Annotated in this window: 20 protein-coding genes and 1 pseudogene; 8 read left to right on the forward strand and 13 right to left on the reverse strand. The window is 61.6% G+C overall.

Going from position 1 to position 22,165, the window contains the following annotated elements; genetic code table 11:
- Positions 1-78: 78 nt before the first annotated feature.
- Together ILT44_RS32150 and dctP are read right to left on the reverse strand one after the other, a co-directional pair.
- Positions 79-210, reverse strand: a pseudogene (locus ILT44_RS32150) (ParB N-terminal domain-containing protein); the annotation flags it as partial.
- 465 nt (positions 211-675) lie between these two features.
- The gene (dctP, locus tag ILT44_RS27180; protein WP_204242738.1) at positions 676-2,721 is read right to left on the reverse strand and encodes a TRAP transporter substrate-binding protein DctP; all 2,046 of its coding nucleotides are present in this window, start codon (positions 2,719-2,721) and stop codon (positions 676-678) included.
- A gap of 361 nt (positions 2,722-3,082) precedes the next feature.
- Here dctP and ILT44_RS27185 point away from each other — a divergent pair, with 361 nt between their 5' ends.
- The 4 genes from ILT44_RS27185 to ILT44_RS27200 all read left to right on the forward strand — a co-directional run bounded on the left by ILT44_RS27185 (position 3,083) and on the right by ILT44_RS27200 (position 9,643).
- Positions 3,083-3,832 (forward strand): ImuA family protein, encoded by a 750-nt coding sequence (locus tag ILT44_RS27185; RefSeq protein ID WP_204242739.1) that lies wholly within the window; start codon positions 3,083-3,085, stop codon positions 3,830-3,832.
- The gene (locus ILT44_RS27190) at positions 3,750-5,252 is read left to right on the forward strand and encodes a DUF6504 family protein (RefSeq protein WP_204242740.1); all 1,503 of its coding nucleotides are present in this window, start codon (positions 3,750-3,752) and stop codon (positions 5,250-5,252) included. The genes ILT44_RS27185 and ILT44_RS27190 overlap by 83 nt, the downstream gene beginning before the upstream one ends.
- Before the next feature lie 18 nt (positions 5,253-5,270).
- Positions 5,271-8,525 carry an error-prone DNA polymerase gene (locus ILT44_RS27195; protein ID WP_204242741.1) on the forward strand — a complete coding sequence of 1,085 codons (3,255 nt, stop codon included), beginning with the start codon at positions 5,271-5,273 and terminating at the stop codon, positions 8,523-8,525.
- 389 nt (positions 8,526-8,914) lie between these two features.
- A complete protein-coding gene (locus tag ILT44_RS27200) occupies positions 8,915-9,643 on the forward strand; it encodes a DUF72 domain-containing protein (RefSeq protein ID WP_239468579.1) in 729 nt (242 codons plus the stop codon).
- 39 nt (positions 9,644-9,682) lie between these two features.
- On the opposite strand, the gene ILT44_RS27205 is transcribed toward ILT44_RS27200, so the two are convergent.
- From ILT44_RS27205 to ILT44_RS27215, 3 genes are read right to left on the reverse strand one after another with little or no spacing between them, the layout of a single operon-like run.
- A complete protein-coding gene (locus ILT44_RS27205; protein ID WP_204242743.1) occupies positions 9,683-10,078 on the reverse strand; it encodes a response regulator in 396 nt (131 codons plus the stop codon).
- Positions 10,079-10,477, reverse strand: a complete 399-nt coding sequence (locus tag ILT44_RS27210) for a response regulator (protein ID WP_204242744.1) — start codon at positions 10,475-10,477, stop codon at positions 10,079-10,081. It lies immediately after the preceding gene.
- Complete coding sequence (locus ILT44_RS27215) at positions 10,458-10,655, reverse strand: hypothetical protein (RefSeq protein WP_204242745.1); 198 nt, start codon at positions 10,653-10,655, stop codon at positions 10,458-10,460. The genes ILT44_RS27210 and ILT44_RS27215 overlap by 20 nt, the downstream gene beginning before the upstream one ends.
- 399 nt (positions 10,656-11,054) lie before the next feature.
- Between ILT44_RS27215 and ILT44_RS27220 the strand changes: the two genes are divergently transcribed.
- Together ILT44_RS27220 and ILT44_RS27225 are read left to right on the forward strand one after the other, a co-directional pair.
- The gene (locus ILT44_RS27220) at positions 11,055-11,612 is read left to right on the forward strand and encodes an extensin-like domain-containing protein (protein WP_204242746.1); all 558 of its coding nucleotides are present in this window, start codon (positions 11,055-11,057) and stop codon (positions 11,610-11,612) included.
- A gap of 91 nt (positions 11,613-11,703) precedes the next feature.
- Positions 11,704-12,234, forward strand: a complete 531-nt coding sequence (locus tag ILT44_RS27225; RefSeq protein ID WP_204242747.1) for a hypothetical protein — start codon at positions 11,704-11,706, stop codon at positions 12,232-12,234.
- Between the two features lie 38 nt (positions 12,235-12,272).
- Here the strand turns inward: ILT44_RS27225 and ILT44_RS27230 are convergent, their stop codons facing one another.
- From ILT44_RS27230 to ILT44_RS27265, 8 genes are all read right to left on the reverse strand, one after another.
- The gene (locus ILT44_RS27230; RefSeq protein ID WP_204242748.1) at positions 12,273-12,596 is read right to left on the reverse strand and encodes a hypothetical protein; all 324 of its coding nucleotides are present in this window, start codon (positions 12,594-12,596) and stop codon (positions 12,273-12,275) included.
- Between the two features lie 60 nt (positions 12,597-12,656).
- Complete coding sequence (locus ILT44_RS27235; protein WP_204242749.1) at positions 12,657-13,088, reverse strand: response regulator; 432 nt, start codon at positions 13,086-13,088, stop codon at positions 12,657-12,659.
- Positions 13,089-13,446: 358 nt separating this feature from the next.
- On the reverse strand, positions 13,447-14,724 hold the full coding sequence (locus tag ILT44_RS27240) for an alpha-hydroxy acid oxidase (protein ID WP_204242750.1): 1,278 nt from the start codon (positions 14,722-14,724) through the stop codon (positions 13,447-13,449).
- Between the two features lie 93 nt (positions 14,725-14,817).
- A complete protein-coding gene (locus ILT44_RS27245) occupies positions 14,818-16,044 on the reverse strand; it encodes an MFS transporter (RefSeq protein ID WP_204242751.1) in 1,227 nt (408 codons plus the stop codon).
- 159 nt (positions 16,045-16,203) lie between these two features.
- Positions 16,204-17,712: a tripartite tricarboxylate transporter permease gene (locus ILT44_RS27250; RefSeq protein ID WP_204242752.1), complete on the reverse strand. Its 1,509-nt coding sequence runs from the start codon at positions 17,710-17,712 to the stop codon at positions 16,204-16,206.
- Positions 17,712-18,176 carry a tripartite tricarboxylate transporter TctB family protein gene (locus tag ILT44_RS27255; RefSeq protein ID WP_204242753.1) on the reverse strand — a complete coding sequence of 155 codons (465 nt, stop codon included), beginning with the start codon at positions 18,174-18,176 and terminating at the stop codon, positions 17,712-17,714. The genes ILT44_RS27250 and ILT44_RS27255 overlap by 1 nt, the downstream gene beginning before the upstream one ends.
- Positions 18,176-19,135 (reverse strand): tripartite tricarboxylate transporter substrate binding protein, encoded by a 960-nt coding sequence (locus ILT44_RS27260; protein ID WP_307826701.1) that lies wholly within the window; start codon positions 19,133-19,135, stop codon positions 18,176-18,178. Before ILT44_RS27260 ends, ILT44_RS27255 begins: the two co-directional genes overlap by 1 nt.
- Before the next feature lie 43 nt (positions 19,136-19,178).
- Complete coding sequence (locus tag ILT44_RS27265; RefSeq protein ID WP_204242755.1) at positions 19,179-19,940, reverse strand: IclR family transcriptional regulator; 762 nt, start codon at positions 19,938-19,940, stop codon at positions 19,179-19,181.
- A 217-nt stretch (positions 19,941-20,157) separates the two neighbouring features.
- On the opposite strand from ILT44_RS27265, the gene ILT44_RS27270 reads away from it, so the two are divergent.
- Together ILT44_RS27270 and ILT44_RS27275 are read left to right on the forward strand one after the other, a co-directional pair.
- The gene (locus tag ILT44_RS27270) at positions 20,158-21,165 is read left to right on the forward strand and encodes a hydroxyacid dehydrogenase (RefSeq protein ID WP_204242756.1); all 1,008 of its coding nucleotides are present in this window, start codon (positions 20,158-20,160) and stop codon (positions 21,163-21,165) included.
- Between the two features lie 87 nt (positions 21,166-21,252).
- A complete protein-coding gene (locus tag ILT44_RS27275) occupies positions 21,253-21,927 on the forward strand; it encodes an RraA family protein (protein WP_204242757.1) in 675 nt (224 codons plus the stop codon).
- The last annotated feature ends 238 nt before the right edge of the window (positions 21,928-22,165 follow it).

A 22,165-nucleotide genomic window follows, 5' to 3' on the forward strand; every position in this document is an offset into this window, starting at 1 on the left:
CCAGATCGATGATCTGCTGCCGTGGGCCTATGCCACCACGCCGGACCTCAAGGCCGTGGCCTGAGAACATCGCTTACCCACCAGCACCGGATTGGTAAAGCCGAACTCCTGGATGGAGGCGGCGATCTGATGGATCTGCTTTTTGGAGTGGGTGCGCGCATTGCGCTTGGATGGGATGAGAGAGGTAATGGCACACTGCTCGATGCGCAAATCGGCAGAGATCGTCTGACCCGCAGAGGACAGAGGTTTGGAATGAGGCATCAAAGCCGCTCCTGATTGCCGTGGAGCAGCCGACACAAAAAAGCGCTCCGCGACGATGGATATCTCGAGCGCTGCACGGCAGCCCAGCTCGAACCCATCGGGCGTCACGCCCTCACAATGACCCTACATACGGCACCTTGGCATCACGCTAGGGGTTTCCTCACCTCAGGTCAGGTGTGCACAGATCAGCATAACTCTGTTCGCTTGGCAACCACCATAAAAACGGGGCGCTTCTGATGCGATCACCAGGTTTTCTGAGAGCAAGGGTCATACTGCGACCTTACGGAAGCGTAGGGCAAAGAATGCATTCACATTTCCGACCCCTTCAAATGATCGCAACTAGCGGTTCATGCGGTGCGACGCGCACTGTTCGAGCACTCCCTGTCCGATTCATCTTTTAATCGGGACAAGAAGTTATTGGTTTGTGAGTGACGGTATAATCCAAAAAGGAAGATTTTCCCGATCACGGCGAACTAGTTCCCTTTGTGCCGCATTCTTGTCTTCCATGAGATGCTTCTTGAGATCTTTGATCGCGCCAGGAACATCAAAAACTGTCGAGTGTGACATCGTGAACAGAGATCCTAGAAAACCAGCTTCAATCTCTGACGCATCGACACTATCGAGCCCGTCAAGGACCATAATAGAGCTGCCTCCGCTGCCAGCTCTATCCATTTTGTGAATAAATCTCGAGACCTGCAGAGCTCGGTCGTACTTTGCGGCATAGAGGGTACGCATACGTGTAATCGGAGATTGGGCAGCCTGTATCCTGGTCAAAACATCCCTGACGATGCCTTTGGTTTCGTCGGCCGCGGCGAGAATGATCGTCCCAACTCGATGCCGATGCGGAGAGTCATGTAAAGCCTCGAGCACATTTAGGCTTATTCGGCTTCCCATACTGTGATCCAGAATATCGAACCGCTTCAATTGCTGGAGTTGCACAACTTGTTTCGATAATGAAGCGACATAGTGTTGACTTCTTCGCACTGCATCCTCGTCACGAGCATAAGAGCTTAATGCTGCATCTGAGGGCCAGCTCCAAACGAGGACGACACCATCGAAGTCAATGTCGTTCGCCATCGTGATCGACCTTCTAACGGCGTCGTCGAACGAATTCTTATATCCATGGATGAAAAGTAATACCCGCGAGCGGCCACTAATTTGCAAAATGCTCTCTACGAACTGAGCACAAGTTTCCAAGCCTGTAGGCAAATTGTCCGGCTTCAAGCCTATCTCACCTGTATGTACAACTCCGAGGTTTTGCGCCTCCTCAGGTTGATAGGTGATCTGCCCGCAAGTGATTGTGACATCATCGACGACTCGGCTACCAAAACGATCTTGAACATTTGACGCGTGCTCATCGGGTCGATCTGTGACAACAACGATAGGTACTTCTTGTGTTGTATCCCCTCTCTTCTGCGGCTGTTTAATTTTCTGGTCATTCCCGTCTGACGGACGAACGCTGCTGCGGATTTGATTAACCAGGTCTCGCGTTGCACGAATATCAGTCAGCGCATCTTGTGCCGCGGGCCCAAACTGTACTGGTAGGGCGGCCTCGCTCGCTCGAAGGAAGCCTCCTGGATCCGCTTTCGCAATATTGATGATCTGGAGATTCTTACTTGCAGCGAGCCACTCAGTTTCCGCTTCGGCCTTCAGAGCAACCTCTCGAGCACTTCGATCGGCAGACTGAACGGCCTTCGAAAGCACTCTCCTCTGCTGTTCTGTAAGCCTCTCCCATGACTGAGCTCCAGTCACTATCAATCCGATCAAGGGTCGGTGCCGGGTTGCGATCCATTGTGTAGCACCAAGAGATGATTGTGTAGTCCCAGGAGAAGTTTCAGCGCCATCAATGACACCGCGCTGGAGAGCAGTATGTAGCTCTGCAAATGGTGTTGTGACCACAGAAACACCCAGTGCTATCATAGTCTGAGCAGCTGCTGGTGATGTCAATATCGGCTCTACCTTTCTCCCACGAAGATCTTCAGCAGAGCGAATTGGTGAGTTCGATAAGATAGATGTTTGCCCTCGGCTCCAATAGCTTAATGGCACCAGTGATCGGTCTTGTGCAATCTCGGCCAATACGGCTTCTCCCAAAGGAGTATCCTGGAGATCAAAGAGGTCTCGGGTATCTGGAAATTGACCAGGCTGTATGAGAGCAGCCGCAAGCACAGATTTGCTTCCGGGACCGGTTCGAATGAGCTGGTCCAGTGTGACTAAACCAAGTCGCAATTGACCCTGATCAGCAGTCTTCACTAAATCTATAATCGTGCTTGGCGCAGCATTGATCTCCTCAACATCTATACCGATATTATGAAGCTCGGGACCTGTCTTCAGTTGATCAATCAGCGCTCGAGTGGGGGCGTCGAAAGGAGCACTTACTACGACCTGAACGTCCAATGCATGAGAGCGTACAGCCGCTCCCATGATCACAATGATGGCAATAACCCAACTTAGGTACCGCACGATCAACGCTCCTCTTCAAAGTATAATTTGGAGGAACTCAGAGAGTTATAGTCAGCCTATCATTGATACACCCTATGTTACTCAGCACAAACGCAATGTGACTTGTGGGACAGAATCTTAGAGCAGATCCCAAGCCAATCGCCACAGCTTACTAAGAGAATGTCCCGAAATCTCGAACGAACAAGCCGACAGAATGCGTTAGTCCACCTTAGGTACTTTGAGTAAGCCGACGTACGGCTATTAATTTGCAACACTCTTCTCCTCACAATTCACAGCTACTCCTGCGTGTATTTGACTCATCCTCGAACGAGAACATAATAGGAACATCATCAACAACAGATTTGGCTTCGGCACGGCTTCCATGAACCCCGGGCAACAGGACAGGCTTGCCGATTTGCGGCTGCAGATTGCTCGGTTCGAGGGCGGGTCACACAAGACCAAGCCTTTGCCTTTCGGTCTTCGCGCTCTCGATGAGCACCTGCCCGGCGGCCTCGCCCGGGGTGCTCTGCACGAGATGATCGAGGCCGGCCTCGCCTCCGAGTTCGCCGGCAGCACCACGCTCTTCACCGCAGGGATCGCGGCCCGTCTCAAGGGACCCGTGCTCTGGTGCCTGACGCGCCGGGACCTGTTCGCGCCCGGTCTCCTGCGCGCCGGTCTGCATCCCGATCGCGTCATCTATGCCGAGGCCGAGCGGGAGCGCGAGATCCTGCCGCTGATCGAGGAAGGCCTGCGCGAGAAGGGACTGGCTGCCGTGGTCGGCGAGGTCACGCGCATGAGCCTCATCGCCTCGCGCCGTCTGCAACTGGCGGCTGAAGCCACGGGCGTGACCGCTCTCGTCATCCGGCGCTGGTGGACATTGGCCGAGAAAGATCTCGTTCAGCTGCCGACGGCCGCCGTGACCCGCTGGCGCATCGCCCCTGCTCCGTCCGAACTCATGCCTGCGCCTGGCCTTGGACGGGAGCGCTGGCAAGTCGAACTCCTGCGCTGCCGAGGCGTCGAACCCCGTACCTGGATTCTGGAGGCCTGCGATGCGAAGGGTCGTCTCGCTCTACCTGCCGACTTGGCCGACCGATCGGATCAGGCGGCGGACCGGCGAGCCGCCGCGTCATGAGCCGCTGGTGACCGTGCATACGGTCGGATCGCGCCGCGTCGTCCGTGCAGCCTGCGCGGCTGCACAGGAGACAGGTCTGCATGTCGGCATGGCGCTGGCTCAAGCCCAGGCCCTGGTGCCGAACCTGCATGCGGTTGAAGCCGCCCCGGACGAGGATGAGGCCTCGTTGCGGGAGCTGGCGCGCTGGGCCATCGGCTACTCGCCCGTGGTGGCGCCCGATCGGCCGGACGGGCTGTGGATCGATATCGCCGGCGTGGCGCACCTCTTCGGCAGCGAGGAGGAGCTGCTCGCTGATTTGACCAGCCGTATAACGCGACAAGGCATTGCCGCCAAAGCGGCTGTCGCCGATGCCCCGGGGGCGGCTTGGGCTGTGGCCCGCTATGGAGCCGGCGGCGTCGTGCCGACAGGCCGGACGGTGGATGCTGTGGCGACCTTGTCAATCCGAGGTTTGCGCATCGCCGCCGACAAGCTCAGTGCCCTGCATCGGCTCGGCATCGAGCGTGTCGGCCAGTTGGCTGCCATGCCGCGTGCGCCGCTGGTCCGGCGCTTTGGCCGCGACGTCGCGCTGCGGCTCGATCAGGCGCTTGGGCATGCCTTTGAGCCCATCACCCCGCTGATCCCCAAGGAAACGCCGACAGCATCGTGTGCCTTCGCAGAGCCGATCGCCCGGCTTGAAGATCTCAAGAGCGTGCTGCTGCGGCTTGCCAAAGATCTGTGCCGTCAACTGGAACGCCGCAGCGAAGGCGTCCGCCGTCTCGACCTCCTGTTTCAGCGCGTCGATCAGAAGAGCGCCTGTATACGGATCGGCACAGCCAGGGCCAACAGGGACGCAGCTCATCTTGCCAAGCTGTTCGACGAGCGGCTCCAGACCATTGATCCTGGGTTCGGCATCGAGGAGATCGTCCTTGTAGCGAGCAAGGTAGAGCCTCTGACGGAGACGCAAACCCAGGTCCGTGGCCTTGGTGACGCGGAAGCTGAGGAAGCGGACATGGGCCAGCTCGTCGATCGGCTCGGCGCTCGCATCGGCATGAGACGCGTCTACCGCCTTGCACCCGTCCCAAGCCTCGTGCCCGAGCGCATGGTGCGCCGGATCCCGGCGCTCGCGCCGCCCACAGGCTCGGTCTGGCCAGAGAACCTGCCTCGGCCCACGCGCCTGCTCAATCCGCCGGAGCCCGTAGTCGCTACCGCCCTCCTCCCTGATCACCCGCCGCGCTTCTTCGTCTGGCGCAAGGTCCGGCACACAGTTGCCAAGGCCGATGGACCCGAGCGCATCACACCGGAATGGTGGAACGGCGACAAGGGCTCAGCCGCCCGGGACTACTACCGCGTCGAGACCGAGCAAGGCGGCCGCTTCTGGATCTTCCGCGACGCACCCACCGCCGATGGCGGGCGCTGGTGGATGCACGGTTTCTTCTCGTGACACAAGGTCATCTCTCCTATGTATGCTGAATTCCAGGTCACAACCCACTTCAGTTTCCTGCGCGGTGCCTCGAGCCCGCGGGAGCTGTTCGAGCAGGCCAAGCTCCTCGGCATCACGGCGCTCGGCATCACCGACCGCAACTCCTTGGCCGGAATCGTGCGCGCCTACGAGGCGTCGCGCGAGACAGGAGTCCGCCTTGTCGTCGGATGCCGGCTCGATCTGACCGACGGCACGTCGCTGCTCGTCTACCCGACGGATCGCGCGGGCTATTCCAGGCTGTGCCGGCTGCTCAGCCTCGGCAAGAGCCGCGGCGGCAAGGGCAAGTGCCATCTTGTCTGGGATGATGTGGTGGCCTGGAACAAGGGTCTCCTCGCCATTCTGCTGGGCGATGAGGTCGACAGTGTCCTCGACCAAAACCTTGCACGTCTCAAAGCAACCTTCGGCAACCGTGCCTACATGGCGCTGATCCGGCGCTTTGCCCCCAATGAGCATCTGCGCCTTCATGCCATCGAACAGGCAGCGCAGGTAGCCCAGGTACCGACCATTGCCATGGGCGACGTCCTCTACCATCACCCCGAGCGTCGCCGCTTGCAGGATGTGGTCTCCTGCATTCGGGAGGGATGTACCATCGACGACGCCGGCTACCGGCTCGAGCGCCATGCCGACCGCTACCTCAAGGACCCGGTTGAAATGGAGCGTCTCTTCGAGCGTCATCTGGAAGCCTTTCGACGTGTCCAGGAGATCCTCGACCGCTGCACCTTCTCGCTCGACGAGCTGCGCTACCAGTACCCCTCCGAGACGGAGCCAGGCGAGACGGCACAGGACAAGCTGGAGCGCCTGACCTGGGAGGGAGCCGGACGCAGGTACCCCGAAGGCATTCCAGATGTTGTTGCCGCCACTTGTCGCCATGAACTGCGGCTGATCGAGGAACTCGACTATGCCTCTTACTTCCTCACGGTCCATGCCATCGTCTCGTTCGCCAAGGAGCGCGGCATCCTGTGCCAGGGACGCGGTTCGGCTGCGAACTCCGCCGTCTGCTTCGTGCTCGGCATCACCTCGATCAACCCGACCGAGCACGATCTGCTGTTCGAGCGCTTCGTCTCGCAGGAGCGCCGCGAGCCGCCGGACATCGATGTCGACTTCGAGCATGAGCGTCGCGAGGAGGTGATCCAATGGATCTACGACACCTATGGCCGGCATCGCGCGGCGCTGACGGCCGTCGTCTCCTGCTACCGCGCCCGGGGCGCTGTGCGCGAGGTCGGCAAGGCGCTTGGTGTTCCCGAGGATGTGACGGCGGGGCTAGCCAGCCTCGTCTGGGGTTGGGGCAATGATGGTGTGTCGAACAACGAAGCCAAGGAGCTCAACCTCAACCTCGACGATCCGCGCCTGCGGATGACGCTGGAATTGGCTTCCGAGCTCATCGGGGCGCCGCGCCACCTCTCCCAGCACCCGGGGGGCTTCGTCCTCACGCAGGATCGGCTCGACGATTTAGTCCCCATCGAACCAGCCGCCATGGAGAATCGCCAAGTCATCGAGTGGGACAAGAACGACATCGACACGCTGAAGTTCATGAAGGTAGATGTGCTGGGGCTGGGCATGCTGGGCTGCATGCGCAGAGCCTTCGGTCTCCTGCGCGAGCACAAGGGCGAGAGCTACGACATCGCCACGATCCCGGGCGAGGACAAGGCGACCTACGCCATGATCCAGAAGGCCGACACGGTCGGCACCTTCCAGATCGAGAGCCGCGCCCAGATGGCAATGCTGCCGCGGATGAGGCCCAAAACCTTCTACGACATCGTCATTCAGGTGGCGATCGTCCGCCCCGGTCCGATCCAGGGCGACATGGTCCATCCCTATCTGCGTCGCCGCGAAGGTCGTGAGAAGCCCGAGTATCCACGGCCGGAATTGCAGCGCGTGCTGGAGAAGACGCTCGGTGTGCCGCTATTCCAGGAGCAGGCCATGCGTGTGGCGATCGAGTGCGCGGGGTTCACGCCGTCCGAAGCCGACCAGCTCCGGCGCGCCATGGCGACTTTCAAGTTCACTGCCGGCGTGTCGAAGTTCAGGGACAAGCTGATCGCCGGCATGACAGCCCGCGGCTACGATGCTGCCTTCGCCGAGCGTACCTTCAAGCAGTTGGAGGGCTTCGGATCGTATGGTTTCCCAGAGAGCCATGCGGCGAGCTTTGCCAAGATCGCCTATGCCTCGTCCTGGATGAAGTGCCACCATCCGGACGTGTTCTGCTGCGCGATCCTCAATTCTCAGCCTATGGGCTTCTACGCGCCCGCCCAACTGGTGCTGGATGCGCAGGCACATGGGATCGAAGTGCGGCCCGTCGACGTCAACCATTCCCGTTGGGACTGCACGCTGGAGACGACCCGGAACCCGAAGCGTTTTGCCGTCCGGCTCGGCCTCAGGATGGTGCATGGGCTGGCCAACACGGATGGTGGCCTGATCCCAATCATGCGTGCCGAGCAGCCCTACATCTCCATTGAGGATCTCTGGCGGCGCACTGGAATCCCGGTCAAGGCGCTCAGGCACCTAGCCGAGGCCGACGCCTACGGCTCACTTGGCGTCAATCGACGGGACGCGCTCTGGATTATCGAGGGTCTCTCGGATGAGGTGATGCCGCTGTTCGCGGCCGCCGACGAGCGGGACCAGATGATCAGACCTGAGCTCGTTGAGCCGGAAGTCGAGCTCGTCCCGATGACCGAGGGCCGCGAGGTCGTCGATGACTACCGCTCGAAGGGCTTGACCTTGCGCCGGCACCCCGTCTCTTTCCTGAGACAGGAGCTAACCGGGCGCCGGATCAGTACATGCGAGGATCTACACCGCGCCCGGGACGGGCAGCGGGTCACGGTGGCAGGCCTTGTTCTGGTGCGGCAGAAGCCGGGCTCGGCCAAGGGCGTGACATTCATGACCATCGAGGACGAGACTGATGTCGCCAACCTCGTGATTTGGTCGGCTGTGTTCGAGAAGCACCGTCGGATGATCCTGTCGTCAGGGATGATCGGCTGCCGGGGCCGACTCCAGCGCGAAGGCGGCGTTACCCACCTCATCGCCGAGCATTTCCTCGACCTCTCCGACCTCCTGCGCTCGGTCGCGGACCGAGACGGCGAATTGCGTCTGAGGAGCGGGCGTGGGGACGAGAGTAAGATCGGCTCCCGGGACAGGCTAAGGATTGGCTCGGCGGAGACGGCAGCTTGCTCGGACGTCCGTGAGCAAACTCGAGAGAGTGTCCCCGCGATCAAGGTGGCTACCCGTGATTTCAAATAGCGACGTCTACGTCCCGCCTAGCGCCGCCAGTTGGCGACGGCGACTCCAAGCAAGGCCAAGACGCATCTCCTGAGCCGAAATGCACGAATAATTTCGTGACGTTTGCAACGATGATATCAGCATAGAACGACCTTCCGTCCCAGGTCGGAAGCAAGCTCTTGGCTAGCGTTTCAATGTATTGGTCTGTGGGTATTGGTCTGTGGACGGAACGCCCTTTCGGCAGACGGCGTTGGCACAGCAAAGCCGTTCGACTGATCAGGGGCTGCCCATGAACCCCGTCAACGCGGAACGGATGTTAGCTTTGTCGATGAGAGGGTATGGACGACATTTCCGATCCCGACCACCCGAAACCTCGCAGGCTCGGTACCACCACCGACGGAGCCACTCCCATGGTCCGGATTGGCACGGCTGCCTGGAGCATTCCGAAGGAGCATGCGGCCCCCTTCCCAGTCGCGGGATCCCACCTTGAGCGCTACAGTGCCATCCTCAACGCGGTTGAGATCAACTCCTCGTTCTACAGCCCGCATCGAACGACCACCTACGAGCGCTGGGCCGCGTCGGTGCCGGAGAGTTTCCGCTTTGCCGTGAAGGTCCCGAAGGCCATCACCCACGAGCACCGTCTCAAAGACGCCAATGAACTGCTGGACCGTTTCCTGTCGGAGGTGATCGGCCTCGGACCCAAGCTCGGTCCGCTGCTGGTGCAACTGCCTCCGAGCTTGAGGTTCGAAGACGGTGTTGCCGACACCTTCCTGAGCGAGCTGCGAAGCCGCGTCAAAGGCCCCCTTGTCTGCGAGCCGCGCCATGCCTCCTGGTTCACGCCGGAAATCGAGGCCCTGCTCGACGAGCTTCGGATTGCCCGGGTGGCAGCCGATCCGGCCCCGGTATCAAGCGCGGACAAGCCAGGTGGCTGGCGTGGCATGTCGTACTATCGCCTGCACGGATCTCCCAGGATTTATTACTCTGCCTACAGTCCGCAATATCTCGCCGCTATGGCCGAGCGTATCGGGAGTGATGCCGCCGCAGGGATCGAAACTTGGTGCATCTTCGACAACACGGCGGCCTTTGCCGCGACGGGCGATGCGCTCACGACGCGAAGCTTGGTATTGAACCGTCACTGAGGATCTCCATCACGCCACAGGCAAAAGCCCTACCGAACCTTACGGTCCCCGCAGCGTCCGCATCATCTCCGTGATATGCCGGACGAGCGTCTCACCGCGATACGGCTTGGGCACGAAACGGTCGTGATCCGGGATCTCGTCAGGATGCGGCCGAGCATAGCCGGAGGAGATCAGCAGCAGCACATGCGGCCAGCGCTGGTAGACACGCTCGGCCAGGGCCATGCCGTCCATTGATCCCGGCATGTCCACGTCCGTGAACAGCACCTGCACCTCGTCAGAGTGTGCTTCAAGCACCACCAGCGCCTCGTCAGCATTCTTGGCCTCCAGCACCCGGAAGCCGGCGTCATCCAGCTCATCGGCGGCAGTCATGCGTACCAATGGCTCGTCCTCAACCAGGAGGACCACGGGTGGCGCGATGGATTCACAAGGTCTCATTCAGGCCACCGGCGGCTGCGGTTCACGTATGGCCTTGTCGGCCTCGACCAGCACGTCGAGGCCGCGCCAGGGCTTCGGAATGAAGGTGACGGAGTCCGGCAACTCGTCCAGCCGATCCCTTGCGGCACCGGAGGTCAGAACGATCCGGATCGTAGGCCAGAGGGTGCAGGCTGCTCTTGCAAGCTGTACGCCGTCCATCGTGCCGGGCAGGCGAATATCGGCAAAGATCATCGCCACTTCCCCTCCCCGCTCCTGGAGGCAATGCAGCGCTGCTTCGGCATTCTCAACCTCTACGACATCGAGCGTGGTTTCCTCCAGCAGGGCTGCAGCGAGTTCTCGAACATCGGGATCGTCCTCGACGATCAGGGCGATATGCGGCTCAGGCTGCATCGTGGTCATATTGACCCTCACTGCTGTCCATCCGCCGCAGAATAGCCGCGAGCGGCTCAGGAAGAGGTTCTACGAGCACATCGCGATAGACCTCGGCAAAGGCTCTAGCGATCATGAATGTCGCGACGTCCGGGCAAACGTCGGCGACATGGGGCAGGCGCACGTCGCCTGAGGCGTCGTGAGGCATCTACTTTCTCCCTGGGCTGTCCCGTCAGCCTGCCACATCAACACGAGCGTTCAGGCTAACATACGTTAGTCAGGGCAACTGTTGGCTGATGAGCTGGTTTCAGCGTAGCGGCAGAAACAGCACTTTCCATCTGTTGCAGAAACCCGGCAATAAGCAGCGCCGGACGAACCATAACCGTGACCGTTGCGTTGCCTCTTAGAGCACGGCGAGGGCATGGTGCAGACCCGACAGGTATTGATGATAACGGTTATGCTGTGGGGAAGCACTGTAGCGGCGCAGCCGGTTCCGCCTCTGCCCCCGCCGCGACCCAGTGATGCTGCCGTTCCTGCACAGACACCTGCCCCCCAAGCCGAGAAGCCTTCAAACGAGGCTGTGGCACCATCTCAGACGGATCCCGGCATGTGCCTGACTGCACTCAAAGCGGCGGGCTTCGACATCGAGGCGGCGGAGCAGCCTTCAAGCTCGAATGATCGCTGCCGGATCGAAGCACCGGTCCGGTTGAAGGCAGTTCCGGTGCCGTTCCGGCAGGGACCCACAGTCCGCCTGACGGACGAACCAATCCTGGCTTGTCGCTTTGCCGATCAACTCGGGCACTGGATCGGAGATCTGGTCGCTCCCCTGGTGGCCGGCCTCAAGAACACGGAACTCAAGGCTGTCCGGACCGGCCCCGGATTCGAATGCCGCAACCGGAACGGCGCCACAACAGGCAAGCTTTCGGCCCACGCGGAAGGGCTTGCCATCGACATCTCCGGCTTCGAGTTCGCCAACGGAGTGGCTTTGCGGGTCAAGCCGGAAGCCGGCGCCGCACCGGATCCGGCGCTTGCAGCGCTTAGGACCGCCGCCTGCGGCTGGTTCACGACGATCTTGGGCCCGGGCGCGGACGAGGCGCATGACGATCATCTCCACGTCGACATTGAGCGGCACGGATCGAGCGATCGCTACCGAATCTGCCAGTAAGGGAAGTCCGTTCGGGTTCAATCTCCGCTTCGCTGGTTTGGGGAACGCGCACGGAGACCTCGCGTTGATGCAGATCACAGGAAACGCTTGCATGAGCCCAGCCGCGCCCCGTCTGATCGCAGCCGCCTCCCTGTCGTTCATCGTCAACGCTCTCATGAGCAATCCCCTTCAAGCCGCCGAGATCGACTTTCTTGAGCGCTTCCGCGGCAACTGGGCCGGCTCCGGCAAGGTCCAACGCGAAGGCGCTTCTCAGCCGCGGCAGGTAACCTGCTCCGTTACCGGAAGCCCGGTCGAAAACCGGATCAGCGCGCAGGGCACATGCCGCGCAGCCCTCATCTTCAGTCGCTCGATTGGTGTAGATCTCACCTATGATCCCCGCTCCGGCACCTATCGTGGCACTTACACGGGCTCTCGGATCGGTCCCGCTCGGCTGACAGGCACCCGCAGCGGCGATGCCGTGAACCTCAGGATCGAGTGGCCCCGCCCGGTCAATGGCGACACGCAGGCTGCCATGGTCATCAGGAATGACGGCCAGGGCACACTGCGCATCACGGTTGCGGACAATCTCACGCCCGGCGGTCCCACTCAACAGACCTCCGAGATCATCCTGGCGCGCCGGTAACCGGCACTGCGCAGCCGGGCGGAGGCGCATGTCTGGACCTACTGCTCGGTGAAGAAGGTGAGAACGACCTTACCCTTGTCGCTGACGAGGCACACGAAGCGGTTCGGCTTGTCGCTCTTCTCGCGCTGAAGGTAAGCCTCGCCCATGACCACCATGCGGATCGGCGTATCCTCGACCCGGGTGGACGCCTTCGAGATGGCCAACGACTCCATGTCGAAGGTCAGATGTTCAAGGGAGGGCGATCGTTCCTTGAGGGCCGCTAGGCCAGACAGGCGCCACGCCTCGACCTCGGCAGGTACCTGAGCAACAGAAGGAGAAGCCAGAACGAAGGGGGCGGCAAGCATCGTGAGAGCAATGCGCATGGATATCTCCTTGGGATGAAAGGCGACCGGACCGTGCTGAAATGGATTCGAGGCTGATGGCTACGAAATTGCTCGCCCCTGTACCGCACGATGTAATTCATCGATCATGTGCGACAGGCGGTAAGGCTTGGCGAGAAACGCTGCACCCGCTGGGATACGACCTGCGTGACACCTCCGTGAGCGGCCCGAAGCAAGAACGACCGGAAGATCGGGCCGTGCTTTGAGCGCTCTATAGGCGAGGTCACAGCCATCGCGCCCACCCAGATCGATGTCCGTGAACAGGACATCGATCACCTCCTGGCCAAGAACGATCTCGGCCTCTTCGGCACTCGCAGCAATCAGAACCACGAACCCGACTTCCTCCAATGCCTCGCCTGCCACGGCGCCAACCATGAGATCATCTTCAACCACGAGCACACGGATGGGGCTTGCCTCGAGGGCTGCACACGGAGCCTGTGAGGCTCGGCTCCAGAGCGGTGAGATCGGGATCATGCGGGTGCCCTTCCTTCAGGAGTTCGGTTGGCTAACCCCGAACCAGGAGGAGGTGTTCACAAGGCAACGTGCCTTCCACTCAGCATGGTGAGCGGATAGTTAACGATTCCCTCCTTGCTACCTGTGCTCTTGCATCCGTTTCTGCGCGTCACCAAGACTGACGAATCCGAGCAAATTCACCTCGTCAACGCGCTTTCAGACGAATAATTGAAGTCCTGCCCTAGATCGTGTGAGCGAGGTCCAACCAAGAGATCTGCTGGTTTTAGAACGTCCGATATCGCCGTCGTAGAAGACATTCGGTCTACTTCCGCTCAGCGCCAGGGGCGGACCTTCCCACCCGACACTTTGGTCAAAGCTCTCAAGTCGGGCCGCCACTCGAATCACGGAGCCGTAGCAAGCGATCCGGGTTCAGGTCTCGGAGTGCGTTGACCCCGAGAAGACCCATGTTTCGGCTGACCTCGGTCGAGAGAATGTTGATGGCATGGCTGACACCTGCCTCGCCTCCGATCGCGGCCGCGTAAACGAACGGGCGGCCGACGAAGACGAATTTCGCACCAAGAGCGATTGCCTTCAGTACGTCAGAGCCTCGTCGGACACCGCCATCCATCATGACGGGGATCGAATCTCCGACAGCGTCCGCAATGGCCGGCAGGACCCGAAGGGGCGAGACTGCCCCGTCGAGTTGCCGGCCGCCATGGTTCGAAACGACAATGCCATCGACGCCGCTGTCCCGGGCGATACAGGCATCCTCCTTGGCCATGATGCCCTTGAGCACCAGACGGCCCTTCCACCGTTCCCGGATCAGTTCCAGATGACTCCAGTTCAGATGATCCTTGGCCCCGAAGTCGCGCATCACGCTCTTAGCCAGGATCGGCGCGCCGCGTGTCGCATAGGAGTTCTCGAAATGCGGCATGCCGTGCTTCAGCAGCGTTCGCAGAAACGTGTTGAGCGTCCAGTTCGGGCGGGTCATGCCATCCCAGGCCAGGCGCAGGCTGGGCCGAAGCGGCGTGGAGAAGCCGCTCCGGACGTTGTTCTCGCGATTGGCCAAGACTGCCGTATCCACGGTCAGCACGAGCGTTCCGAACCCTGCCCGCTCGACCCGCTCGAGCAGTCCGAGGATCCGGTCAGGTTCACCCGGGAGATAGGCCTGGAACCAGGCCGCAGGGTTCGCCTCGGAGACCTCCTCCAGCCGGATGAGGGAAGACCCACTCATCACCATCGGGATGTTCGCCTGCCCGGCTGCCCGCGCCAGGACCAGATCGCCACGGTAGGCGGACAGGGCACTGATCCCCATCGGCGCGATCCCGAACGGGGCCGCATACGAGCGACCGAGCAGTTCGACCTTCTGCGTTCGCTTGGACACGTCGACCAGCACACGCGGGACGAAGCCGAATTCCCCGAATGCCGACCGGTTGTCGCGAAGGGAGGCATTGGTCTCGGAGGCCCCTGACACGTACCCGAAGATCGGTCGCGGTAGGTGCCGCCGTGCCGCGATCTCGAAGTCGTCGAGCGCGAGAACTTGGCGGAGGCGCCGCGGAGGAGCGGCGGGAGGCGTTCTCACGATTCCCTTGACCGGCGTGGATTCCAGGTCCGTCGAGGAACGCTCCATGCCGCGCGGCGTGTCAGAAGTTCCCATGGAAGTCTTCTCTCCAATCACTGATGAATGAGGAATGGCACGACGTCCTGGCGAAGAACCGTGGCGCCTCGAGTGCCAGACCCGATGTCGTGCTCATAGATCAAGGCTCTTCAGGACCACCTTGCGACGGGCATAAATGATCCCGCTGAAGGCAAAGGTCACGGCCGCTCCGACCGACAATGGTCCCCGCAGCCCCGTCAGATCGGATAGCGCCCCGATGGCCAGGGCGCCGAGGGCCGGCGCGCCGCGGAAGATCATGCTGTGGAGAGCGAGAAGCCTGCCCCGCAGATGGTCAGGCACAGCGAGCTGGATCACGGTCTGATTGGCGATCCCGCTCACCACCATGCCGAAGCCCAATGCAAACAGGGCAAGGAGCCCGAGCCACTCATGATCTGCGAGAGCGGCAACGAGCAATGCCACGCCCATCAACAATCCAATGGACAGTGCCATCGTGGCCAGAGCCCCAGGATCAGCCTGTCGGCTGAGCCAGATCGCGCCGACCAGGGAGCCGAGACCGGTCGTGGACGTCATGAGGGCAAACCCAGTCGCATCGGACCCGAACAGGGCTGCGTAGCCCGGCATGAGTTCGAGAATGGGTCGGACGCACAACGAAACCACCGTCAGCATCAGGAGCATAGAGCCAAGGCCGACATGCCCGACGGCAAAGCGCCAGCCCTCGATAACGGAATTCATCAAGCCGCGGCTGATGGACGGGACCTGGTCGAGGGCGATAAGGCGAATGCGGGCAAGCGTCCATGAAAAGACCGCGAATGTCCCGAAATTGATCACGAAGGCCAGGGTGAGATTGCCCTTCGCGATCACGAGGCCCGCGATGGCAGGGCCGATGAAACGGGCGGTGTTGAACACGATGGAATTGACCGCAACGGCACTGATCAGGTTCTCGCGTTCGACGAGACCAGGAAGAAGCGCCATGCGGAACGGCTGGTTGAAGGCCGTGATAACTCCGCCGATCAGGGCCAGCCCCAGGATCAGCGACGGTGAGAGCCAGCCAAGGGCGCTGAGGACGGTGAGCAATCCGGCATGCACCATGAGCAGAGCTTGGCTGATCCTCGTAACCCGCAACCGGTCGGAGCGGTCGGCCATGGCACCGGCCAGAGGCGTGACGAGAACCATCGGAAACAGGTCGGCGAAGGCAACGGCACCGAGCCATGCCCCGGAGCCAGTCAGTTCCCAGACGAGCCATCCGAGTGCGACCCGCTGAACCCATGAACCGACGAGCGAGAAGACGTTGCCGATGGTGAAATTGCGATAGTTGGGTTCGGACAACGCCGCGCGGACGCCATGCCATCCGTTTCGCATCGCTACAGCCGCCCCATTGCGAAGTCCTCACACGGACCGAGACGGACCATGGCCCCAATTTCCGGGGACCGAACGAGTCGCCAGGCAGGGCAGCGGATCCAACCGCGGATTGCTCTGCCGGGACCAAGTCTCAAATCGAACATTTCACTCAGGCGTGTTTCAAGCTTCCTCTTCAACGAAGGCATCCTCGCGCGTCTTACGGATGGCCGGGACCAACAGCAAGACGAACAGGGCCGCGGAGGCAATCAGCAGGGCAAGGCTGATCGGCCGCTCGATAAAGACGCTCGGACTTCCCTGCGAGATCAGCATCGCCCGCCGCAGGTTCGTCTCCAGCAACGGTCCAAGGACGAAACCGAGCAGGAGCGGGCCCGGCTCGCACTTCGCTTTACGGAACAGGTACCCCAGGAAGCCGAAGCCGACAGCAAGGGCGACGTCGAAGGCGCGGTTGCTGACGCTGTAGACGCCAACGCAGCAGAACAGAAGGATCGCCGGGTAGAGGAGACGGTACGGCACCGTCAGGAGCTTAACCCACAGGCCAATCAGCGGAAGGTTGATAACCAGCAGCATGAGGTTGCCGATCCACATGCTGGCGATCAGGCCCCAAAAGAGATCAGGCTGGTTGTGCATGACGGATGGACCCGGCGTGATGCCATGGATTGTCATGGCGCCCAGCAGCATGGCCATCACCGCATTTGAGGGAATGCCGAGGGTCAGCAACGGAATGAACGACGACTGGGCGCCGGCGTTGTTGGCCGCTTCCGGGCCAGCCACCCCCTGAATTGCGCCCCTGCCGAATTCTTGCGGGTTGCGGGAAACCTTCTTCTCCAAGGTATAGGCACTAAATGCACTCAGGGTTGCCCCGCCACCGGGAAGAATGCCGAGAAACGTTCCCAGAGCCGTGCCGCGGATAACCGCCGGCCATGCTTGGCGGAAGTCCTCGCGCGTCGGCCAGAGACGGGTGATCTTGCTTGCGATCAGGCCCCGGGACTCCGGGCTTTCAAGGTTGACGATGATCTCGGAGATGCCGAAGAGGCCGACGGCAATGACCACGAACTCGATGCCGTCAAAGAGCTCCACCGCCCCGAAGGTGAGGCGCTCGGATCCGCTGTTCACATCGGTGCCGACCCAGCCGAGTAGAAGGCCGATGCCGATCATGCCGATGGCCTTGATCACCGAGCCGCTCGCGAGGACCGTCGCGCACAGCAAGCCGAAGATCGTCAGCGAGAAATACTCCGCCGGCCCAAATGAAAGCGCGAAGCCTGCCAGAGTCGGTCCCGCAATCGCCAGACCAATGGTCGCGACGGTGCCAGCGAAGAATGACCCTAGTGCCGCAATGGCCAAGGCCGCGCCCGCCCGGCCCTGCTTGGCCATTTGATAGCCGTCGAGGGCCGTGACGACCGATGATGCCTCACCGGGCAGGTTCACCAGGATGGCGGTCGTCGACCCTCCATACTGCGCGCCGTAGAAAATGCCGGCGAGCATGATCAGCGCTGCCAGCGGCGGCAGGAAGAACGTGATCGGCAGGAGGATTGCCAGGGTTGCGGTCGGACCAATGCCTGGGAGCACGCCGATCAGCGTGCCCAGCAGGGCACCAATGAGACAAAACAGAAGATTGGTTGGGGTGACAGCGGTGCTGAACCCGAGAATGAGTGAATCAAAGAATTCCATCAGAATGGCCCCAACTGCATCTGAACCCCAAGTCCAACGATGAAAACGAGGATGCCGAAGATCGTCAGCACCACGATGGAGGCGGCAATCTCGCGGAGTCGCGACTCGGGATCGGCGAGACTGCCGACACCGATGAGCCATGCTGCCGCGATGACAAAGCCCAGGGATCCCGCTGCATACGCAAATCCACCCACCGCGACGAGGATGATCAGGAGCGGGCGCAGGCGAACGACACCGAGGGGCTCGCGGGAGCGCAGAAGACCCATAATGGTCACCCCGAGGCCGATCAGCAGGATCAGGCCTGAGACGATCAGCGGAAGGTAACCCGGACCCATCATGGCGGCCGTTCCCATCCTCAGGTCACGCCCGGCCCAAAGGCCGAGCGCTCCCACGACGATGAAAATCAGGCCAGCAAGAAGATCGGGATGGTTACCCTTCCGCCCGAGTTCCGAGCGGTTGGCCATTACTGCACCCAGGGTGTCTTGTCCCAGATGTCCTGGAACGATTGCAGGCGCTTCGGCATCTGCTGCTCCCATTCCTCGCCCGACAGATAGGCGAGCGGAAGAGCGAGCTTCTTGGCTTCTTCCTTGAACTCAGGGCTCTCGACGACTTTCTTCACGGCTGCGGAGAACTTGGTGCGGATGTCGGCCGGCACGTCCCGGCGTGCGGCCAGACCGCGCTCCGAGCTCATGAACACCTCAATCCCCTGCTCCTTGGCGGTCGGGACATCCGGTGCCTCGGGCGACCGCTTGTCTCCGAACGTAACCAACGGGCGAATGGTGCTCAGGTCGCCGGCCGCGAACTCGCTGACGTTCAGGCCACCCGTCGTGATGTGGCCGCCGAGGAGGGCCGTTCGTGTTTCGCCGGCCCCAGGGAACGGCACGTGGGTCAGGGACACCCCTGCCGCCGATCCCAGCAGGATCATCGCGAGGTGGTCATCGGTTCCGACGCCGGAGCTGCCGACCGACACAGACCCCGGTTTCGCCTTGGCTTGGTCAACGAGGTCCTTAAGCGATTTGATCGGGGAGTCGGCCTTCACGACGTAGGCCGTCGGATCGTCGACGATGCGTGCCACGGCCTGGATGCTCTTCGGGTCATACCTCAGCTTGCGCTGCACCTGCATCGACAGGTAGCCGGGCGTGTTGATGAACGAGAAGGTATAGCCGTCCGGCTTGGCCTGGGAGAGATAGGTATAGGCGATCTCGCCCGAAGCACCGGGCTTGTTGACGATCACTGTCTTCGCGCCGAGCTCCTTCTCCAGGAAAGGCTGCATCGCGCGAGCCATGACATCGGTGCTCCCGCCCGGCGCGAACGCCACGACGATCTCGATGGGACGGTCTTTCGGCCACTCGGCATGAGCGACGCCGGCGGTGGCACCGATTGCGAGCGTACCGATGCAAAACGTTTTAAGAAATCTCAACACAGTTTCCTCTCCTCATGATCACTGTTGATCGGTTTTATCCGCCTCAGGAGCGCGCTTGTGCACGTGGTCTGCGGGTCGAATGCTGGTCCTCGGTCTTGCCGCCGAGCTGTCGCGTGAGTTCGTTGGCGATGGATCGCAGCGGCTCCAGGTGGCGGGCGATCGCCTCACTGTCGAACCGGCTCCTTGGCCCCGTCACGGCGAGGGCTCCGGCGAGCTGTTGCCCGATCCTGAACACGGGATACGCGATGCTGCCGACCTGCGGATCGCGTTCGCCGCAGGTTGCATAATGGAAGTCGCGACGGATACGATCATAGAATTCGCCAGGTTCGTCGCTGAAGGCGAGGAGCACGCGCCCCGGCGCGCCGCGGTCGAGCGGAAGCAGGTCACCGGTCCGGGCGTGATGGCCGACGGACTGCGGTGAGTCCACGCGGAACAGGCAGATTCGCATGTCGCCCTCGCGTACGTAGAAGGCCGCGCTCTCGCCGGTCTCTTGCGCCAGACGGCGGAGTGCGGGCTGCACGTAATCCTCGATCCGGAAGCCGGCCTGGTAGAGCGTTCCCAGCCGGGCGACCTTAGGTCCGAGGCGGAAGGTGGCATCCTCGTTGCGGACGAGATAGCCGGCCCGGGCAAGTGACTTCGTGAACCGTAGAACCGTCGGCTTCGACAGGCCGACGCGTCGTGCCAGCTCCGCCAGGCTGAGGGATCGGTCGTCCGCAGTGAAGGCATCGAGCACGGCCAAGGCCCGCTCGACGGCGATCACGCCACCTTCTTCCCGCGCTTCGATGTCCAAGGCTTGCCTTGCCATGACCGTTTCACTCTGCGTAACGTCATTTGCCACTATGAAATACCGGAGAAATGTGCTTCTGTCAAAGCAGGCCGTCAAGCAAGAAAATTTCGTGAGGCGGTAGTCATTTAGTCGATCAGCTTTTGGAGGCCTGGGTCCCGCATTGCACGACATTCGGGGACAGGCCGGGACAGGGGAGAAGGTAGTGCTGGGAAATCAGCCTGAGGAAGCTGCGCCAATGACTGGGGCGCAATCGTTTCAAGGGCGGGCCGTGCTCGTCACGGGTTCGGTCCTCGGCGGCGGGGCAACTGCCGCCTTGGAGGCGCACGGCCTCCAGGTCCATTACTGCAAGCCCTATGCGTCGCCGGAGGACATTGCGAAGCTCGCGGCGGATCTTCAGATCGAGGGGCTGATTGTCCGGCAGGGACAGATCGATGAGACCGTCATCGCCGCCTCACCGCGCCTCAAGGTCATCGCGAAGCATGGCACCGGCGTGAACAACATCGACCTCGAGGCGGCTGCGCGGCAGGGCATACCGGTTCTTCGTGCGCTCGGCGCAAATGCCCGTTCGGTCGCCGAGCATACGATCGCCCTGGTGATTGCCCTGATGAAGGACATCGTGCCGCTGGATCGCGCGGTGAAGGGCGGCGAATGGCCCAAGTCAGGTTACGTCGGACGCGATCTTGCCGGCGCAAGGCTGGGATTGGTGGGCTTTGGCGCCATTGGACAGGAGGTCGCGACCCTCGCGCAGGGGATCGGAATGTCCGTCACGGTCTTCGACCCCTACACGGCCGAACTGCCGCAAGAGGTCGTTCGCGAGACTGATCTCGATACGCTCATCGCGACATCGGACGTCGTCAGCCTGCATTGTCCCCTGACGAAGGAGACACATCACCTCATCAATGCGGAGCGCCTCGCACGGATGAAGCCGACATCCTTCATCGTGAACACGGCACGCGGAGGCATCATCGACGAGGCGGCGCTGGCTGAAGCCCTGCGCGATGGCACCATCGCAGGGGCCGGCCTCGATAGCTTCGCCGAAGAGCCACCACCGAAGGACAGCCCGCTCTGGTCCCTCCCGAACATCATCGTGACCCCGCATACGGGCGGAGCCGCAAAGGGCGCCATGCGGGCCATGGCGGAGACGGCAGCACGCCACGTCATCAGTGTCCTGGATGGCGAGGGTCCTGACCTCAAAAGCGTTGCGAACCCGACCTTCCAGGCCGCGGCATCCGCTGCACGCTAGCTGATCCGACACGGCGCCGCTCGGTCATGCCGATCGCCGCGTCGCGTCCTGAACCATTTCAACATCGTGGAAAAGGGAGTTCCTAAAGTGACAATCGGATTCAAAGTCCTACCCCGCCAGCGCAAGGTCAATGCGGACGTCGTGCAGCAGTTTCGGGAGTTGCCTGTCGCCAACGTGAGTGATGTCATGTCGCGCATGACGGCTGCCGGTCCACGGCTGCGCCCGCTCCACGCAGGCGGGATTTTGGCAGGCCCAGCACTGACCGTGAAGACCCGCCCCGGTGACAACCTCATGGTGCACAAGGCTCTCCAGATCGCGGAGTCGGGCGACGTCATCGTCGTCGATGCCGGAGGCGACCTGACCAATGCCATCATCGGCGAACTCATGCTCGCCCATGCCGAGAAGATCGGCCTCGCGGGCATCGTGATCAATGGTGCGGTACGCGACTACGGCTACATCCGCACCCACGAGTTTCCCGTCTTTGCCGCGGGCGTGACGCACCGCGGTCCGTACAAGGACGGCCCAGGTGAGATCAACGTGCCCATCGCCATCGATGGAATGGTCGTGGAGCCTGGCGACCTGATCATTGGCGACGACGATGGTCTGCTCTGCGTGCCCTTTGGTGACACATCCACGATCTATGTCGATGCCAAGGCCAAGCAGGCGGCCGAGGCCAAGACCATGGCGGCGACCCAGGAGGGCAACGTTTCGAAGCCGTGGGTCGACGAGACCCTGAAGCGTCTGGGATGCGAAGGGGTCTAAGGCTCCCCCCTATCTGAACGACCGGCTACTTCAGCCGGTCGTTTCTCTGTGACAATCCTCTCTGCCCAATTCACCAGTTCCGCCGAACTTCGGCCTGTTGGTCAATGCACTCTCACTCACGCATCCCCTGCGTTGGGTCGTTACCTGCGAAGGTCTCCTCTGGGTCCAGCCTGTGTGGAAACGTGTTCATCGGCTAAGCTGATGCGGATCAGCGGAGGTCGCGATGAAGCGTTTCGTT

The organism is Microvirga arvi (assembly GCF_016892765.1).
GTDB classification, from domain to species: domain Bacteria; phylum Pseudomonadota; class Alphaproteobacteria; order Rhizobiales; family Beijerinckiaceae; genus Microvirga; species Microvirga arvi.

Bases quoted from the DNA above. Each gene is read 5' to 3' on its own strand.
- ILT44_RS27185 (WP_204242739.1), top strand. From the start codon at position 3,083: ATGAACCCCGGGCAACAGGACAGGCTTGCCGATTTGCGGCTGCAGATT.
- ILT44_RS27190 (WP_204242740.1), top strand. From the start codon at position 3,750: ATGCGAAGGGTCGTCTCGCTCTACCTGCCGACTTGGCCGACCGATCGG.
- ILT44_RS27195 (WP_204242741.1), top strand. From the start codon at position 5,271: ATGTATGCTGAATTCCAGGTCACAACCCACTTCAGTTTCCTGCGCGGT.
- ILT44_RS27200 (WP_239468579.1), top strand. From the start codon at position 8,915: ATGGTCCGGATTGGCACGGCTGCCTGGAGCATTCCGAAGGAGCATGCG.
- ILT44_RS27205 (WP_204242743.1), bottom strand. From the start codon at position 10,078: ATGAGACCTTGTGAATCCATCGCGCCACCCGTGGTCCTCCTGGTTGAG.
- ILT44_RS27210 (WP_204242744.1), bottom strand. From the start codon at position 10,477: ATGACCACGATGCAGCCTGAGCCGCATATCGCCCTGATCGTCGAGGAC.
- ILT44_RS27215 (WP_204242745.1), bottom strand. From the start codon at position 10,655: ATGCCTCACGACGCCTCAGGCGACGTGCGCCTGCCCCATGTCGCCGAC.
- ILT44_RS27220 (WP_204242746.1), top strand. From the start codon at position 11,055: ATGTGCCTGACTGCACTCAAAGCGGCGGGCTTCGACATCGAGGCGGCG.
- ILT44_RS27225 (WP_204242747.1), top strand. From the start codon at position 11,704: ATGAGCCCAGCCGCGCCCCGTCTGATCGCAGCCGCCTCCCTGTCGTTC.
- ILT44_RS27230 (WP_204242748.1), bottom strand. From the start codon at position 12,596: ATGCGCATTGCTCTCACGATGCTTGCCGCCCCCTTCGTTCTGGCTTCT.
- ILT44_RS27235 (WP_204242749.1), bottom strand. From the start codon at position 13,088: ATGATCCCGATCTCACCGCTCTGGAGCCGAGCCTCACAGGCTCCGTGT.
- ILT44_RS27240 (WP_204242750.1), bottom strand. From the start codon at position 14,724: ATGGGAACTTCTGACACGCCGCGCGGCATGGAGCGTTCCTCGACGGAC.
- ILT44_RS27245 (WP_204242751.1), bottom strand. From the start codon at position 16,044: ATGCGAAACGGATGGCATGGCGTCCGCGCGGCGTTGTCCGAACCCAAC.
- ILT44_RS27250 (WP_204242752.1), bottom strand. From the start codon at position 17,712: ATGGAATTCTTTGATTCACTCATTCTCGGGTTCAGCACCGCTGTCACC.
- ILT44_RS27255 (WP_204242753.1), bottom strand. From the start codon at position 18,176: ATGGCCAACCGCTCGGAACTCGGGCGGAAGGGTAACCATCCCGATCTT.
- ILT44_RS27265 (WP_204242755.1), bottom strand. From the start codon at position 19,940: ATGGCAAGGCAAGCCTTGGACATCGAAGCGCGGGAAGAAGGTGGCGTG.
- ILT44_RS27270 (WP_204242756.1), top strand. From the start codon at position 20,158: ATGACTGGGGCGCAATCGTTTCAAGGGCGGGCCGTGCTCGTCACGGGT.